This window comes from Roseobacter cerasinus (assembly GCF_009811755.1).
Taxonomy (GTDB): domain Bacteria; phylum Pseudomonadota; class Alphaproteobacteria; order Rhodobacterales; family Rhodobacteraceae; genus Roseobacter; species Roseobacter cerasinus.
Genome location: NZ_BLIV01000002.1, coordinates 505335 through 520600, shown reverse-complemented (window position 1 = coordinate 520600; position 15266 = coordinate 505335). Strand labels below are relative to the sequence as shown.

Below are 15266 nucleotides of genomic sequence, written 5' to 3'. Positions count from 1 at the left end.
GGGTCCTTTCGCCTCAGAGGATCTTGAACGCCGGATCGGCCAGCGCCGTGGCCGTGGGCAGCGGCTTGGCCGTCACGGCTTGCTTGATCCCGTGGATCCATTTTTTCGCGCGTTCGTTCAAGCGGAAATTCTTGGTCATCGACCGTCCACGCGTGACCAGAATGCCGATATCTGCCCCCTCATAGCGGTAATCGCCGGGGCCGAGGATACGTAGGAAAAACGCCTCGTTTTCGGATTCAACAGCGCGGCGGTGATAGTCGAACCGATCATAAACCACGCGACCGTCCTCCAGCATGCGATAGATGCCCGTCTCGGGGGCCGAAGTGCAGATATCGACACTGTCGTCCGTGTGTTTGATCACCATCTGGGACCAACTGTCGATGTTCGCGCTGTCGGCCCAGCGAGCGTTCAGCTCATCCACATCGAGGTTGAACTTCCGCTTGGAGAACTCCAGCAGGTGGAAGAGGAACAGCGGCGCGTCCGCATGGGCAAAGGCCGCGTGGTTGGTCATCGACGAGGCGCCGGTAATGCGCGGGTTCAGCTCACCCAACCACAGCTCGCCCGTCTTCTTGTCGATCAGGAAATCGAGCTCGAAATACCCGCGATACCCCTCCTTGCGCAGCTGCTCGCCGAATTTAAAGGTCAGATCGCGCGCCTGTTGTCGGACTTTCGGCGGGAAGGCTGTCGACAGGATCTCATTGCCGCACCAGCCGCCGCGATAGGGCGTCAGCTCCTTGAAGCCCACCAGTTCCGTCATCAGCGGGCCAACGATGGTGCCTTCCTTCGTCGCACAGGCCTCGATCGCCGATCCGCGGCAATCGATCCGCTTCATGATCTTGATCTCGCCCTCGCCGACGATCTCATGCTCATGCCGCCGGAAATCAGCCTCGGATTTGATGAAGAAGGTCGTATGGCCGCTGTCGCCAAAGGCCGATTGCAGCACCAGATCATGCCCGATCTTGGCCTTCTCGCAGGTCTTCTTCAGATCCTCGTAGGATTTCACCTCGGCCAGCACATTCGGCACGGAAGGAACCCCCGCCTTGTTGCCGATGCGCACCGTCTCGATCTTGTTGTCCATCTTGGTGCGCAGCTTGGCTTTGGGGAACCAGACCTCCGCACCCAACTCTTTGCTCAACCGCTCCGTCTCCGCATCGAACATCAGGAAGACAAACTTCGGCTTACCCCCGCGCCGCTTGATGAAGTCGATGACCTCTTTGTGCTGCAGCAGATAGTTGTTGATGTCCTCGATGGACTGAAACTCTGCATGCGGCTGCTCGGACGGGCAGAACACATTCGGGTGCTTGCCGCCGTAGCAGTCGATGTAACATATGTATTTGAAATTCTTCACCCATTCGTCGAGGCCCAACAGGTTAAAGTTCGTGGCCGAAATGAAATAGATCGGGTCTTCGTTGCGGTGGAAATAGCGGCGGATCTCCGAGATGTTCTTCAGAACCGTAGCAGCCATGTCTTAATGTCCTTCCTGTTGGGGTTATTCAGCCACCTGGGCCAGTTTTTGCATCACCGGTCTGGCATCGACGAGCGTTTGCAACGCCTCTTGGGTAAAGACCCGCAGCCCCAGATCGGGCCGGTAGCCGTGGATTTCGCTCACATCCAGCGCCAGCATGAAAGCGAGGATTTCCTTGCTCACCACCTGCCCGGGCACGAGGATCGGAAAACCCGGCGGATAGGGGATGATGAAACTGGCCGAGACCACTTCTTCGCCCGCATTCAGCGCGGCGCCCAGCGAGCCATTGATGTCCAGATAGTCGCATTTCTCCTCGTCGTAAGCGAGGAAGAAGGCGGAGCGGATATCACCTTCGCCGGTCACGTCACACTGGCGGAAGGCGTCATGAAAGCGGCTGAAATCCGGCAGCGGCGGCAGATCCTCCATCAGGTTCTGCACCCGTCTTTCGAACGACAGCCGCTCCATCCGGCTGGCATCGTCCAACCGTTCGTCCAGCGATTTCGCGATCTCGACCAGCACCTCAATCAGATAGGCGACCGACGACCGCGTGGTGCCGATATTGGTCATGAACAGGACCGTATTGCGCGAGGTCTTGTTGATTTGTATGCCGTATTTATCCATCAGGATATCGGTCTTGAACGTATCGCCATCCCAACCGGTGCCACCGACGGCCAGCGTGACCCGCGTGGCATCCAGCACAAAATCATCCTGTTCCCAGCTGTCCCACATATCGGTCCAGCCCTGTTCGGCATCATAATAGCTGGTGATACCAGACTGCCGGTGGAAATCCGGGATCATATCGCCAGCGGTCAACACCTTGAAATACTTCGATAACAGCGGATGCGTCATGATCGCCCGACGCATCGACATCGCCGCCTCGATCTGGCGCTGCACAAATTCGAAGCCTTCCAGCTCCACCTGCCTGCGGCCCACATCGAGGCTTGCGATGATCTGGTAGTTCGGCGAAGTGGAGGTGTGGGTCATGTAGGCTTCGTGAAACGCCTGTTCGACCTCGCCCTTAAAGTCCTGATCATAGACGTGGATCATCGAGCCTTGCCGCAGCGAGGTCAGCGTCTTGTGCGTCGATTGCGTGGCATAGGCCCGGACCCGCGCGTTAGGCGGCGCGATCAGCCGGGCATCCAGCAGCTTCTCGTCGTCGCAGCCCTCCAGCATGGATTGTTGCGCATCATAGAGCCGCTCATGCGTGTCCGACCGGAACCTCTCGCGCAGGCTGCTTGCCGCCGCCATGGCCGTGCGCTGGCGATACGTCGGGTTGAACCGCGCAAAAGCAAACCACGCCTCATCCCAGAGGAAGATCAGATCAGGCTTGATGGCCAGACACTCTTCCATGACTCGCTCGACATTGTAGACCAGCCCGTCAAAGGTGCAGTTGGTAAGCAGAAGCATCCGCACCCGATCGAGCTTACCTTCGGCCTTCAGCTTCAAAAGCTGGTGCTTGATCTCGCGCAGTGGCACCGCGCCATACATCGAGTATTCATTCAGCGGATAGCTGTCGAGATAGCAGACCTGCGCGCCCGCCAGCACCATGCCGTAGTGGTGCGACTTATGGCAGTCGCGGTCGACCAACACGATGTCCCCGGGGCGCACGAGCGCCTGCACCACAATCTTGTTGCAGGTCGAGGTGCCGTTCGTGGCAAAAAACGTCTGTTTGGACCCGAAGGCACGAGCCGCCAACTCCTGCGCCTCCTTGATCGGGCCGCTCGGCTCCAGCAGGCTATCAAGCCCGCCGGATGTGGCCGAGGTCTCCGCCAGAAAGATGTTGGGCCCGTAAAACGCGCCCATGTCCTGAATCCAGTGGCTGCGGCTGATCGACTTGCCCCGGCTGATCGGCATCGCGTGGAACACACCGGTCGGCTGCTTGGAATATTCGGTGAGCGCCGTGAAGAACGGTGTCTTGTTGCGCGCCTGCACGCCCCGCAGGATGTTCAGGTGCAACTCCATGAAGTCTTCCTGATTGTAAAAGACCCGGCGGCAGATCCCCAGATCAAGCCCGGCAATCTCCTCAACCGAGCGTTCGGTCACGAGATAGGCGTCCAGCTCCGGCCGCACCTTGGCGACCAGACGGCAAAGCTCTGGCCCGTAGTTTTCGGGCAGCATGTTGTCGATCTCGTCCTGCCCGCCTGCACGCGTGATGAACCGCGCGACGATCTCCTGATCCATCTTGGATTTCAGCACCAGCCCCGGGCGCACGACAATGGCCTGAATGTTGTGATTGAAAAGCACCGCGACGAGCGCGTCCTCAAGGCTGGGCACCACCAGCGCTTCATAAAGGAACGGGTCTTCGGGGCGGCGCATACGTGTGACATTGCTGCGCAGCCAACGCTCCTGATGCTCGTTCACATTGTCAACGATGAGCACTTCGAAATAGGGCTTGGCCAGGGCGCGCGCCTCAGGCGGCAGCATCGCCTCATCGTCATGTTCGTCCATGTCGATGCTGTCCCGCTCCAGCGGGATATGCCGCCTTCGGTAGGCGCCGGTGGTCAGCGCGCGGGTCACACGACCCACGGCAAAGGCCAGATCATCCAGCGCGTTGTGCTCGAACTGCCGCCGGATGTGGTCAAAAGCCGCCATGCCGGGAAACGCCCAGTAGGGCTCGATCACCGCGAGGGACTTGAACAGCTCCTCCACTTTGGTCTGCAGCGCAGCAGCCTGTTTCGGCTTTGGATCACGGGTGAGCGCGGCGGTTGCCTCCCGCAGCGCGCTCCACCTGTCCGACCGCAGCTGTATCGCCGACGAATAGTCGTTTATCGCATGCATCAGTTGTCCTCCGCTGTCCGGGACACCACCAATCATGCAAGGGCCGAAGCCCGATATGATGCGGCGATCTACCCGCTGGATTGTCTCTTGTCCCCCGGAACCGGGTGGTCCGAGGGTTGATTTACAGCCTCTGTTTGGGCCGCTTGCGTGATTTGGGGTGCGGTCACTTTGCCCGCGACACTGTCGATCGCCAGCCCCTTGAAGGCCGGCGTCTCTGGCACCCTGTCGGCTGGCACATCCACATGGAGGCCCGCACGCGTCCCCTGTTGGGGGATCTCCAGAGGGCCTAACGTCTTGAGGTAGGCATCGGTTCCGCTGTCGCGGTCATAGACGGAGAAATCGACGGAGCGGTCGCGGAAGCTCTTGAGCACCTGACCCAGACCCTTCATACCGGTCTCGCGCTGGCGGCGGACCATGTTGAGGTCGATCTCGATGGGGAACATGTCTTCCTGCCCGGCGGATTGGTGCAGCACATGCGCCGAGGGGTCCACCACAAGGCTGCGCCCAACACCGCCCGCGCCCAGGCCATTCACATCGAAGACATAACACTGGAACTGCGCCGCCGTGGAGCGGGCAATTGCAAGCTCCGCATCGCGGTCGGTGGTGCCCGTCAGGACCGGGTGCAACAGCACTTCGACGCCCTGCGCGGTCAGCTGTCGCGTGGTTTCGGGGAACCAGATGTCATAGCAGATGGACAGGCCAAAGCGCCCCACCTCCGGCACATCGAACACGCAGAACTCGGTGCCTGCCGCAATGCCCGTTTCATAAGGCCGGAACGGAAACATCTTGGCATAGCGTTTGATGACCTCGCCCTCTGGATTGATCACAACAGCGGTGTTGAACACCAGCCCCGTCTCCGGATCACGCAGGAACATCGACCCCGGAATAAGCCAGATGCGATGCTTGCGCGCGGCCTCGCAAAAGGTCTCCAGCGCGTCGTTTTGCGGCGGCTGCGCGAACTTGTCCAAGGGACCGTAGGGCGCCAGCTCCGAAAACAGCACCATCTGCGTCCAGGGAAAGCGCGCCATCAGCACGTCCAACCGGTGGATCATCCCTTCCACGTTGGAATGCAACGCGTTCACATACATCTGCACGCCGGCAATGGCGAATGGGGTCATAGTAAAACACTCCGTCGCGGCGAAGGGGACCGGTTTGGCCCGCAAACAGCTTCGCACCGCGTTGCCTTACGCCCATCAGACGCAGGTTGGAACCACGGATACAGATATGGGGTAAAAGGAGCGTTGGTGAATTGCAGTTCTGCCGAAGGAAAGGGCACTAGAGTGACCGTATTGCCTATTATTCTAAACATACCCATAGCCCCGCCCTGCGGGTCGCTGGCTGGGAAAGCGCGCAGGCGCATCCATGGGCAAGCACGTTGGCAACAGGTCCCCCGTTTCTTTCTGCGGTCTGCGCCACCCCGTCGTGTCGCGAGATTCGGCTTTTTATCATATGCGCAACCGACTGCTTCGAAGCGTACGAAGCTTTGCGCCACTGATCAAGCGCGTTGGCAAAACCTGCCGTCGCAAAAGGGTGATACGGAAATCCTTGCGCAAATCTGCACAATGACTCATCATTTTCATATGTTTAATTTATCGTAACGCCCGCACCCCGGTGCAGGCCCATTTCCGCTGCACGCAACGCAGGACCACCAGCATGCCCGACCTTTCCTCGATGATGCGCTACACCACCTTTGCCGGGGTTGTGGTAGCCACCCTGCTTTGCCTGATCGCCGCGCTGATCTGGACCAGCTGGTTTCTGATCCCCGCCGCAGGATTCTTCCTGTTGTCCCTGCTGGGGCTGCATGATGTGCGCCAACCGCATCACTCGATCCTGCGCAACTACCCGGTGCTGGGCCACATGCGGTTTCTCTTCGAAGGCATACGGCCCGAAATCCGCCAGTATCTGATCGAATCCGATCAGGATGAGGAACCTTTCTCCCGCGACACGCGCAGCCTCGTCTACCAGCGCGCCAAAGGGCAGGAAGACAAGCGACCCTTCGGCACGCGCGAACGGGTCTATGACGCGGGCTATTCCTGGGTCACCCATTCCGTCGTCCCGGTCGAGATCGAAGACTGTGACTTTCGCGTGCGCATCGGCGGCGACGCCTGCACACGGCCCTATGACGCCTCACTCTACAACATCTCGGCCATGAGCTTTGGCTCGCTCTCCGCCAATGCGATCCAGGCGCTGAACACCGGCGCCAAGCTCGGGCGCTTTGCCCACGACACCGGTGAAGGTTCGGTCAGCCGCTATCACAAAGCGGGGGGTGGCGATCTGATCTACCAGGTTGCCTCTGGCTATTTCGGCTGCCGCGCGGAAGACGGCAGCTTTGACCCGGAGAAATTCCGCGACACCGCCAGCCTACCACAGATCAAGATGATCGAGCTGAAACTCTCGCAAGGCGCCAAGCCCGGCCACGGCGGTATGCTACCCGCCTCCAAGATCAGCGCCGAGATCGCCGAGGCGCGCGGCATTCCCATGGGGGTCGATTGTGTGTCACCCGCCGCGCATTCGGCGTTCTCAACGCCGCTCGAAATGATGCAGTTCATCGGCCGGTTGCGAGACCTGTCGGGCGGTAAGCCCGTGGGTTTCAAACTCTGCATTGGCCACCGGCGCGAGTTCATGTGCATGGTCAAGGCCATGCTGGAAACCGGGATCACCCCTGACTTCATCGTCGTCGACGGGACCGAAGGCGGCACCGGTGCGGCACCGGTCGAGTTCTCAAACCACATCGGCATGCCGCTGACCGAAGGGCTGACCTTCGTGCACAACACGCTTCGCGGCGCGGGGCTGCGCAATCAGGTGCGCGTCGGGGCGGCGGGCAAGATCATCTCGGCCTTTGACATCGCCCGTGCGCTGGCTTTGGGGGCCGACTGGTGCAACTCCGCCCGCGGGTTCATGTTTGCCATCGGCTGCATTCAGGCGCAGGCCTGCCACACCAACCACTGCCCCGTTGGCGTCGCCACGCAGGACCCCGTGCGCCAACGTGCGCTGGACGTGGGCTCCAAATCCGAACGGGTGGCGCGCTTTCACGGGAATACGCTGAAGGCTTTGGGTGAAATGACCGGGGCGGCGGGGCTCAAGCACCCTGGCGATTTCATGCCCCAACACCTGATGGTGCGGCTTGGGGATAAGGAGATGGCCGAGGGCAGCGACGCCTACCCCTACCTTCCCATGGGCTTCCTTTTCGACAATCAGGCGGATGTGGGGGCCGACTATCGCAAACGCTGGGCGCGGGCGGATGCAGCCAGCTTCGCCCCGCCGCCCGGCTGACATGAAAAAGGGCGCCACGACGGGCGCCCTTTGAAATCCTGGCGCAGGATCAGGCCGCGTGGTCTGCGACCGCATCGGCAAGAGCGGCCTCGAAGATCGCCAACCCTTCCTCGATGATCTCATCCGAGGCGGTCAGCGGCACCATGATGCGCAGCGCGTTGCCGTGCATGCCGCAGCCCAGCAGGATCAGCCCGCGCTTCAGCGCATGCGCGCAGATGGATTTCACCAATGCGGCATCGGGCTTGGCCGTCTCGAAGTCGCTCACGAACTCCACTGCCAGCATGGCACCGAGGCCACGGATGTCCCACATCCGATAAGGGGCCACCCGCGCACCGATCTCGGCAAAGCGGGCCCGGAAGGTCTCGCCCAGAGCGGTGGAGCGGGCCAGCAGCCCCTCCTGCTCAATTGCGTCAATTGCGGCGAGCGCCGCCGCACAAGCCACCGGGTTGCCGCCATAGGTGCCGCCCAGACCGCCCGGCTCCATCGCGTCCATCACATCCGCACGCCCAATCACACCCGCGATCGGGTAGCCCCCCGCCATGGATTTCGCCACGGTGATCATGTCGGGCACCACGCCGGAATGCTCCACGGCAAACCAGGTGCCGGTGCGGGCAAAGCCCGCCTGGATTTCATCAGCGATCAGCAGAATGCCATGCTCGTCGCAAATCGCACGCAACGCCTGCATCATCTCGAAGGGCACGGGCACATAACCGCCCTCGCCCAGCACAGGCTCAATGATAATCGCCGCAACACGGTCCGGCTGCGCATCGGTCAGGAACAGGTTCTGCAACCCCGTCAGCGCGTCCTGCACGGTGATGCCGTCGCGCACGCTCGGGAAGGGCGCGCGGAAGATATCGGACGGGAAGGGGCCGACGTCTTTTTTGTAGGGGCTGATCTTGCCGGTCATGCCCAGCGTCAGCAGCGTGCGCCCGTGATAACCACCGGTGAAGGCGATCACTCCAGGTCGTCCGGTCGCCGCGCGCGCGATCTTGATCGCGTTCTCCACAGCTTCCGCGCCAGTGGTGACGAGCAGCGATTTCTTGGCAAAATCTCCCGGCGTCAATGTGTTCAGCTTTTCGGCCAGGGCCACATAGGGCTCATAAGGGACCACCTGAAACGACGTATGGGTAAAGCGGTCCTCCTGCGCCTTCGCAGCCGCAACCACATCCGGATGCCGGTGGCCGGTGTTCAGCACCGCGATGCCCCCCGCAAAGTCGATGTAGCGGTTGCCTTCCACATCCCACAGCTCGGCGTTTTCGGCCCGGTCGGCAAAGACAGGTGCGGCGGAGGCAACCCCGCGCGGCACGGCAGCCTCGCGCCGGGCCAGCAGGGCGGCATTGCTCTGCTCCGCGGGCGTGGAGGCAACAACTTCGATCTTGGGTGCCGCCTTGGCGCGGCTCTTGCGCGGCTTGCGTGTGCCGGGCTTTGCGGGAGGCGACTTGACGGTGGTGGCCATTTCTCTGCTCCTTCAGGGCAAGGGGACATCTGATGTGTTTAAAATATCGATACGCCGTTTAATTTCCTTGTCAATCGCGATTTTCCGCGCGGCGCGATGGCGCTGACCACCTGCAGAGAAAAGGATTGAGCCACCGCAGTCGTTGCTGTTTAAAAAACCAAGCAAAACCAATGACGAGGGCAGGACAGGTGGATATCGGACACAGGCTGCGCGCGATCCGCAAGAAACGCGGGCTGTCCCAGCGCGAGCTGGCCACCCGCGCTGGCCTGACAAATGGCACCATCTCGCTGATCGAGCAGAACAAGACCAGCCCTTCGGTCGCCTCGCTCAAAAGTCTGCTTGATGCCATCCAGGTTTCCATGGCGGAATTCTTCGCCACCCTCGAAGACGAGGCGCAAAGCCGGTATTTCTACACTGCCGAGGAATTCACGGAAATCGCCCCGCCTGATGCCGGCAGCTCACAGGCTCAACTGCTGTCGCTGCGGCAGTTGGGGAACGCTCAAGACCATGCGCTGCAGCTGCTGCATGAACGCTACGCACCCGGCGCGGACACCGGGCCGGGCCTGCTGAGCCACGAGGCGGAAGAGGCGGGTGTGGTCATCCGGGGCGAAATAGAGATCACCGTGGATGAAGAGGTGCGCGTGCTGGGGCCGGGCGACGGCTACCTGTTCAACAGCCGCCTGCCGCACCGCTTTCGCAATGTCGGGGCGCAGGACTGCGAAATTATCAGCGCGTGCACGCCACCGAGTTTCTGACACATGAAAGCCCCGACCGTTTGTCGCGGTCGGGGCTTTGGTTGTTTCTTCGGCTTCCATCTGCCCGCCTCGGACAGTCCTTTTGGGGTCAGATGCGACAGTGCGCATATGCCCAAGTGACCAACAATGGTCAGACGATGAAGGCGTCTTTAGTCCTTGTCATCGCCACCTTTGCCTTTGCCCTCACTTGTCAAAACTAGGACAATCAGCGCAACCACGGTCAGAATGGAGAGCCCGAAAATGAACAAGTCGGGCGACATGTCGGGGTCCTTTCTTCTGTGTTCGTGTCAAAAACGCGATTTGATCAAGCTTTGTTCCACAGTCTGTCTGGAAAAGTTTAATAGTCTTGCACCAGCTTCACCCGATGCGGCACCGGGAAGGTGAGCGTGAGCTGATGCATGCCGCCTTTTTCCTCTGTCACAACCTCAGCATTCAGCTGTGTCGAGAATGCGTTGATCAGCTGTGTGCCCAGCCCGGTGCCCTCTGCGGCTGGCGCGTCACCCACTGTGTTGCTGATCGTGAAGACGGCGGTTTCCGCATCCCGTTGCTTGAGCAAAATATCCAGTGTCGCGGGGTTGGTCGCAGTCGCATCGCCAATATATTTCATCGCATTGGTCACCGCCTCTGACACCAAAAGCGTCAGCGGCGCTGCATCGTCGGTGTCGAGCTGAACAGGATCATAGCTCTGCGTTACCTTCACCGATGATCCCGGAGGCAGGCCCACAACCAGTAGCTGACCAACGATCTCCTCGACCAGCTCACCTGCGTTTACCCGCTCCAAACCGTCGTTCTGATAGAGGTTCTTGTGCACCGTTGCGAGGCTCAGGATACGCTCTTGCAGGCGTCGCAGAACCCGCTGAGATTCTTCCGTCGGAGCGCGCCGTATCTGCATGTTCATGATCGAGGAAATGAGTTGCAGATTGTTCTTCACACGGTGATGCACCTCTTTCAGCAGGATATTCTTTTCCCGCAGGGAGTCCTCCAGTGACGCCTCGTCACGGATGATCGAGTCTGCCATGCTCATGAAAGCGGTCTGGATCTCTACAAACTCGCGCGTGACTTCAGGGCCCATGGCTGTGCGGGGCATCGACCGGTTGTAGGCAAAAAGACGCATCTGCCGACCCAGCTTGCGGATGTAGCGGATCGCCAGACGATTGATCGCCCAAAACGCCACCACGAGGCTCGCAAGCCACATCAGGATCGGCAGGAAGATGCTCAGATTGCCGGTGGATCCGGCACTGGCCAGCACGTCTTCCCGCCGCCATATGCTCATCGAATAGACCACATCCGGCACAATGGGGACCAGCGCATAGACCCGCTCTTCCCCCTTCGTGTTCACCTCTTGAAACACCGCCGTGCGCTCGCCGATCAGTGTTTTCAGGCTGCGGTTCAACGGCAGATCAGCCTGGGTAATCAGCCGAGGACGGTCCGAGGTCAGCACATCGCCAAGCGCGTTGAAGGTGACGAGATCGCTTGGAATCATGTCGCTCGGTGGGTCCGGGCGGTCACCAATGGAGGTGACCGGCACCGAGAGCAGCATGAACCCGACAAATTCGCCCCGCACCGTCACAGGCTGCAGCATCGCCAGAACCGGGTCACGGCTGATCGGGCCGGTGCGGCTCAGGATCACGGCGCGCTCCTGCGTGGCCAGAACCGCTTCAAAATCCGTATAGGCGCTGAAGTCATAGGACCCACCCTCGGAGGAGCAGGTCATGATGCCGTCGGTCGGAATGAAGCCCACCACCGAATAGATCTCGGAGCTGTCCCGATATGTACGCAGGAAAGAGACACAAGCCTCCTGCTGCTGACCAAAGAGCCGCACGATGGAGCTGAGGGCCTCGCCCGCGCCAAAGGCTTCCTGGATGAAGCTGCGCTCCGCGCCCGAGGCAAGCTCCGTCAGACCCAGCAGTGACAGCTCCGCATTTGCCTCGGCCTGACGGGCGATCTCGCGGGTCTGCACGACGGCGATAAGACCGAAGGGCAGCAGCGCAAGCGACAGAAATACCAGAATGCGGAACGCAAGACCCCGAAAGATGTCGCCGTCCAGGAAACCGCCTGTCATGGTTAGAAGGACGCCACCTTTGCGGCGGTCAGAACGGACATGGTCGCATCATCCGTCAGCTCAAGCGATTCGTCCTCGTTCAGATGCATCAGCTCGGCCAGACGCTGGCGACCCCGGTTTGTGCGGCTTTTGATCGTGCCCACGGCAACGCCGCACATGTCGGCGGCTTCCTCATAGGAAAAACCGGATGCGCCTACAAGAAGCAACGCCTCCCGCTGCTCATCGCTGAGCTGGGCAAAGGCTTCGCGAAAATCGGTCATCTGTAACCGGCCATCATGCGCGGGCTTCTCTGCCAACCCTTCGGTATGGGTGCCGTCAACATCCGCCACTTCGCGTTTCGCCTTGCGCCGCGAGGAATAATACGTGTTGCGCAGAATGGTGAAAAGCCAGGCGCGCATGTTGGTGCCAGCCTGAAATTTGTCGATATTGGTCCAGGCCTTGACCAGCGTATCCTGCACCATGTCATCGGCCGTGGCCGCATTTCTGGTCAGGCTGATCGCAAAGGCGCGCATCGCCGGCAGATGTTCCACAAGCGCATCGCGGGGATCGGGTGCGCTCATTTTGTTGCCCCTTTGCCCTGGTCCTGCTGTTTCAGGGCGTCAAGCAGATCCTTGAAGCGGTCAGGCACGCCCTCATCGAGCGTTTCCTCGAAGACACGCTTCAAATTTTCGTCGATCACGCTTTCGCGTTTCCCGTTTGTATCTGCTTGCGTCATACTGCGCACCAATCCCAAGAGCATTAAAATATTTGCACGAGCGTCGGAACCAAACACACAAATACGCGTTTGGTTCCAAGAAAAAGTGAAAAAAGGGAAATTTCATATGTCGGATGCCCCAGTCTCCCCGGACATCAGCGATGAACTTGGCAACATCCTGCCCTATCTGCGCCGGTTCGCGCGCGCGATGACAGGCAGCCAAAGCAGCGGTGACCGGTTTGCCGCCGCCGCGCTGGAGGCCATACTGGTGGATCGTTCGGTGCTCGACGGTACTTCGGTGAAAACTGGCGTGTTCCGCGTGCTCTACGGTATCTGGTCAAGCGCCGGTGCGCCTGTTGACGATGACGAGACCGGTCTGCGCGCCCGTGCCCAGAGGCATCTCGCTCAGCTGACGGCCAACAGCCGCGAGGCACTGCTGCTGCACAGTGTCGAAGGCTTTGGCTTTTCCGATATCGCCACGATCATCGGCATTGACCAGTCCGAAGCCGAAGCGCTGGTTCAGATCGCGCGGCGCGAGATGGCGGATGCGGTGTCCGGCTCGGTCATGATCATCGAGGATGAGGCAATCATTGCCATGGACATCGAGAGCATCGTCTCGGACATGGGGCACCGGGTTACGGGTGTTGCGCGCACCCGGGACGAGGCGGTCAAGCTTGGTGCCGCTGATGTGCCGGATCTCATCCTCGCGGACATTCAACTGGCTGACAATTCATCGGGCATCGACGCGGTGAACGACCTGATGGCCAATCTGGGCGAGCGTCCGGTGATCTTCATCACCGCCTTCCCGGAACGTCTGCTGACAGGTGAAAAGCACGAACCGGCCTTCCTGATCTCAAAGCCCTACACCGAAGACCAGGTCATCTCGGCGGTCAGCCAGGCGATGTTCTTCTCATCGACTGAGACACTGAAAGCCTGACCCGAGTAGGCGCCCACTGCTTTCAGGGTCCACGCCCTCCCCGGCGAGGCGTGCGCGGCCTCACTGAAAGATCACGTCAGCTCTGAAGAAGCACGCGCAGGTGGCGCACCGCGCGCTTTGACCGATCCTCACAAACCGTCACCGATGGGGCAGGCAGGCGCCCGATGACGCGCCTGATCTGCTGATCCCCAATCAACAGATCGAGGTAGAGCGCAACCGCCTCGCTGGTATCATCAAAACCAAGCTGGCCAGCCTCTCTGGCCCGCAAAAGCACCTGCTCCAACAGCGGGACAACACTCTCGCGGCCCGCTTTCGACAATGCACCGCCAAGCTCTCCGGTGCTGTCCGCGGCTGCGGCTCTGTTCAGCGCGACGGCGCGATCCCCCGTCAGCAGTCTAAGAAGTTTGGGGCCGATCACATGGAGAATGGAGAGCCCGTCGTGATCGGTCTGCAACTCCGTTTCGAGACTGTCTTTCACATCAGCAGCGTTGCGCGCGACAAGGGCCAGAAACAGCCCCTGCTTATCGCCATACCATCTGTAGAGTGTTTCATTCGAGGCACGCGCCGTCTTCGCAATGCTTTGCATCGACGTGCCGCCATATCCCCTGGTCTCCAGGATTTCATAGGCGGCGGTTTCGATCTGCTCCTGACGCAGAGACCTCTTTTCCTGACGCAATTAATTTCTCTCCTCGGTTGACAGAATCCGTAACACATATTACGGATAAGGCAAACCGTAACACATATTACGCCTAGGAGAGACAATATGACTCAACTGGAAAGACGTGCAAATGCTGCCCTTACGATTTTGATACTTTTGCAGCTGACCATGTTGTCGGCGCTCTATGCGGGCATAGAGCCCCATCCGCCCGTTGCGACACCGCTGTTTGGGATCGCGCCGTTTATCGGGGCCTCGATATCCATTGCTCTGGCCGCGATCATCGTAACCCCGCTGGGCACGATCACCGGGCGCGTCCTGAGCGTCGTTGCGGCGCTGATGGCGATGGCGTCCTTTGGGCCGCAAAAATACTTCGACGCCCAGATCGGCATGATCTGGCCCGCCGTCGGCCTGGGCCAAATGGCCGCTTTGGTGATTGGCGCAAGTGTTCTGCTGTCTTGTCGCCCGATTGGCAAAATGGGCGACAGTGGTTGGAAAACAGCTGCCAAGGCAGTGTGAACAACTTCGGCGGTGCTGGACGCCGCTTGAATAGTGGAAGCCCCGCCATACTGTGGCGAGGCTTCTGCTGTGCCTGGGGTGGCGGGGTTAACTCTTGGCGATGGAGCGCAGCATCCACGCTGCTTTCTCGTGGAAGGCTGCACGCTCGGTTGCGAGATCTTCTGTCACCGGGTCGCCGTGCTCACCAGCAATTTTGATCAGCGCATGCAGGCGGTGCGCCACACGCTCATGATCGGCCGCGAGATCTTCGCACATTTCGCCAGCGGAGGCAGGTGTTTCCTCATCCTGAACCACCGAATTCGCGACAATCGAGGACAGCGTTGCCGGTGCCAGTTGACCCAAAGCACGAATACGCTCAGCCAGAACGTCTGCCGCCTCAAAGAGGTTTTCATATTGCTCTTCTGTCAGGTTGTGCACCGAGAAAAACAGCGGCCCTTCCACATTCCAGTGGGTGGCATGTGTCTTGAAAAGGAGGCGGTAGGTGTCTGCCAGCGCGCTCTCCAGCCCGGTTGCCATCGCGGGGGCGTCCTTCACCCCGGTGCTGATCTCGGTTGTCTCTGGTACGACATTCAAGGCGCTTGTCATCTGTATCTCCTTTCGTGTTTCGTTGCAGGAGAAACACAAGGTATCGGCGATACGTTCCGCAAAAAATGGCCCCGATGACGGAATGCC

13 protein-coding genes are annotated in these 15266 nt (G+C 60.2%); 4 read left to right on the top strand and 9 right to left on the bottom strand.

The features are described from left to right. Positions 1–13: 13 nt before the first annotated feature. From So717_RS06350 to So717_RS06340, 3 genes are all read right to left on the bottom strand, one after another. Positions 14–1465, bottom strand: a complete 1452-nt coding sequence (locus tag So717_RS06350) for a biotin carboxylase (RefSeq protein WP_159975372.1) — start codon at positions 1463–1465, stop codon at positions 14–16. Positions 1466–1489: 24 nt separating this feature from the next. After that, positions 1490–4243 carry an aminotransferase class I/II-fold pyridoxal phosphate-dependent enzyme gene (locus tag So717_RS06345; RefSeq protein WP_159975371.1) on the bottom strand — a complete coding sequence of 918 codons (2754 nt, stop codon included), beginning with the start codon at positions 4241–4243 and terminating at the stop codon, positions 1490–1492. A 68-nt stretch (positions 4244–4311) separates the two neighbouring features. After that, positions 4312–5361, bottom strand: a complete 1050-nt coding sequence (locus So717_RS06340; protein ID WP_159975370.1) for a carbon-nitrogen hydrolase family protein — start codon at positions 5359–5361, stop codon at positions 4312–4314. A gap of 535 nt (positions 5362–5896) precedes the next feature. Between So717_RS06340 and So717_RS06335 the strand changes: the two genes are divergently transcribed. Next, positions 5897–7516, top strand: a complete 1620-nt coding sequence (locus So717_RS06335) for an FMN-binding glutamate synthase family protein (RefSeq protein WP_159975369.1) — start codon at positions 5897–5899, stop codon at positions 7514–7516. A 49-nt stretch (positions 7517–7565) separates the two neighbouring features. On the opposite strand, the gene gabT is transcribed toward So717_RS06335, so the two are convergent. Then, entirely contained in the window at positions 7566–8972 is a 1407-nt protein-coding gene (gene gabT / locus So717_RS06330; protein WP_159975368.1) for a 4-aminobutyrate--2-oxoglutarate transaminase, read from the bottom strand. 188 nt (positions 8973–9160) lie between these two features. Here gabT and So717_RS06325 point away from each other — a divergent pair, with 188 nt between their 5' ends. Further along, positions 9161–9727, top strand: a complete 567-nt coding sequence (locus So717_RS06325; RefSeq protein WP_159975367.1) for a cupin domain-containing protein — start codon at positions 9161–9163, stop codon at positions 9725–9727. A 337-nt stretch (positions 9728–10064) separates the two neighbouring features. Here So717_RS06325 and So717_RS06320 read toward each other — a convergent pair whose 3' ends face one another. From So717_RS06320 to So717_RS06310, 3 genes are read right to left on the bottom strand one after another with little or no spacing between them, the layout of a single operon-like run. Beyond that, on the bottom strand, positions 10065–11789 hold the full coding sequence (locus tag So717_RS06320; RefSeq protein ID WP_159975366.1) for a sensor histidine kinase: 1725 nt from the start codon (positions 11787–11789) through the stop codon (positions 10065–10067). Positions 11790–11791: 2 nt separating this feature from the next. Beyond that, positions 11792–12349 carry an RNA polymerase sigma factor gene (locus So717_RS06315; protein WP_159975365.1) on the bottom strand — a complete coding sequence of 186 codons (558 nt, stop codon included), beginning with the start codon at positions 12347–12349 and terminating at the stop codon, positions 11792–11794. After that, on the bottom strand, positions 12346–12561 hold the full coding sequence (locus tag So717_RS06310; protein ID WP_438810639.1) for a NepR family anti-sigma factor: 216 nt from the start codon (positions 12559–12561) through the stop codon (positions 12346–12348). Before So717_RS06310 ends, So717_RS06315 begins: the two co-directional genes overlap by 4 nt. A 49-nt stretch (positions 12562–12610) precedes the next feature. On the opposite strand from So717_RS06310, the gene So717_RS06305 reads away from it, so the two are divergent. Further along, on the top strand, positions 12611–13420 hold the full coding sequence (locus tag So717_RS06305) for a response regulator (RefSeq protein ID WP_159975364.1): 810 nt from the start codon (positions 12611–12613) through the stop codon (positions 13418–13420). Positions 13421–13496: 76 nt separating this feature from the next. On the opposite strand, the gene So717_RS06300 is transcribed toward So717_RS06305, so the two are convergent. After that, on the bottom strand, positions 13497–14096 hold the full coding sequence (locus tag So717_RS06300) for a TetR/AcrR family transcriptional regulator (protein ID WP_159975363.1): 600 nt from the start codon (positions 14094–14096) through the stop codon (positions 13497–13499). A gap of 87 nt (positions 14097–14183) precedes the next feature. On the opposite strand from So717_RS06300, the gene So717_RS06295 reads away from it, so the two are divergent. Beyond that, positions 14184–14594, top strand: a complete 411-nt coding sequence (locus tag So717_RS06295) for a hypothetical protein (RefSeq protein WP_159975362.1) — start codon at positions 14184–14186, stop codon at positions 14592–14594. Positions 14595–14681: 87 nt separating this feature from the next. Here So717_RS06295 and So717_RS06290 read toward each other — a convergent pair whose 3' ends face one another. Further along, on the bottom strand, positions 14682–15179 hold the full coding sequence (locus So717_RS06290; RefSeq protein WP_159975361.1) for a Dps family protein: 498 nt from the start codon (positions 15177–15179) through the stop codon (positions 14682–14684). Between the last annotated feature and the right edge of the window lie 87 nt (positions 15180–15266).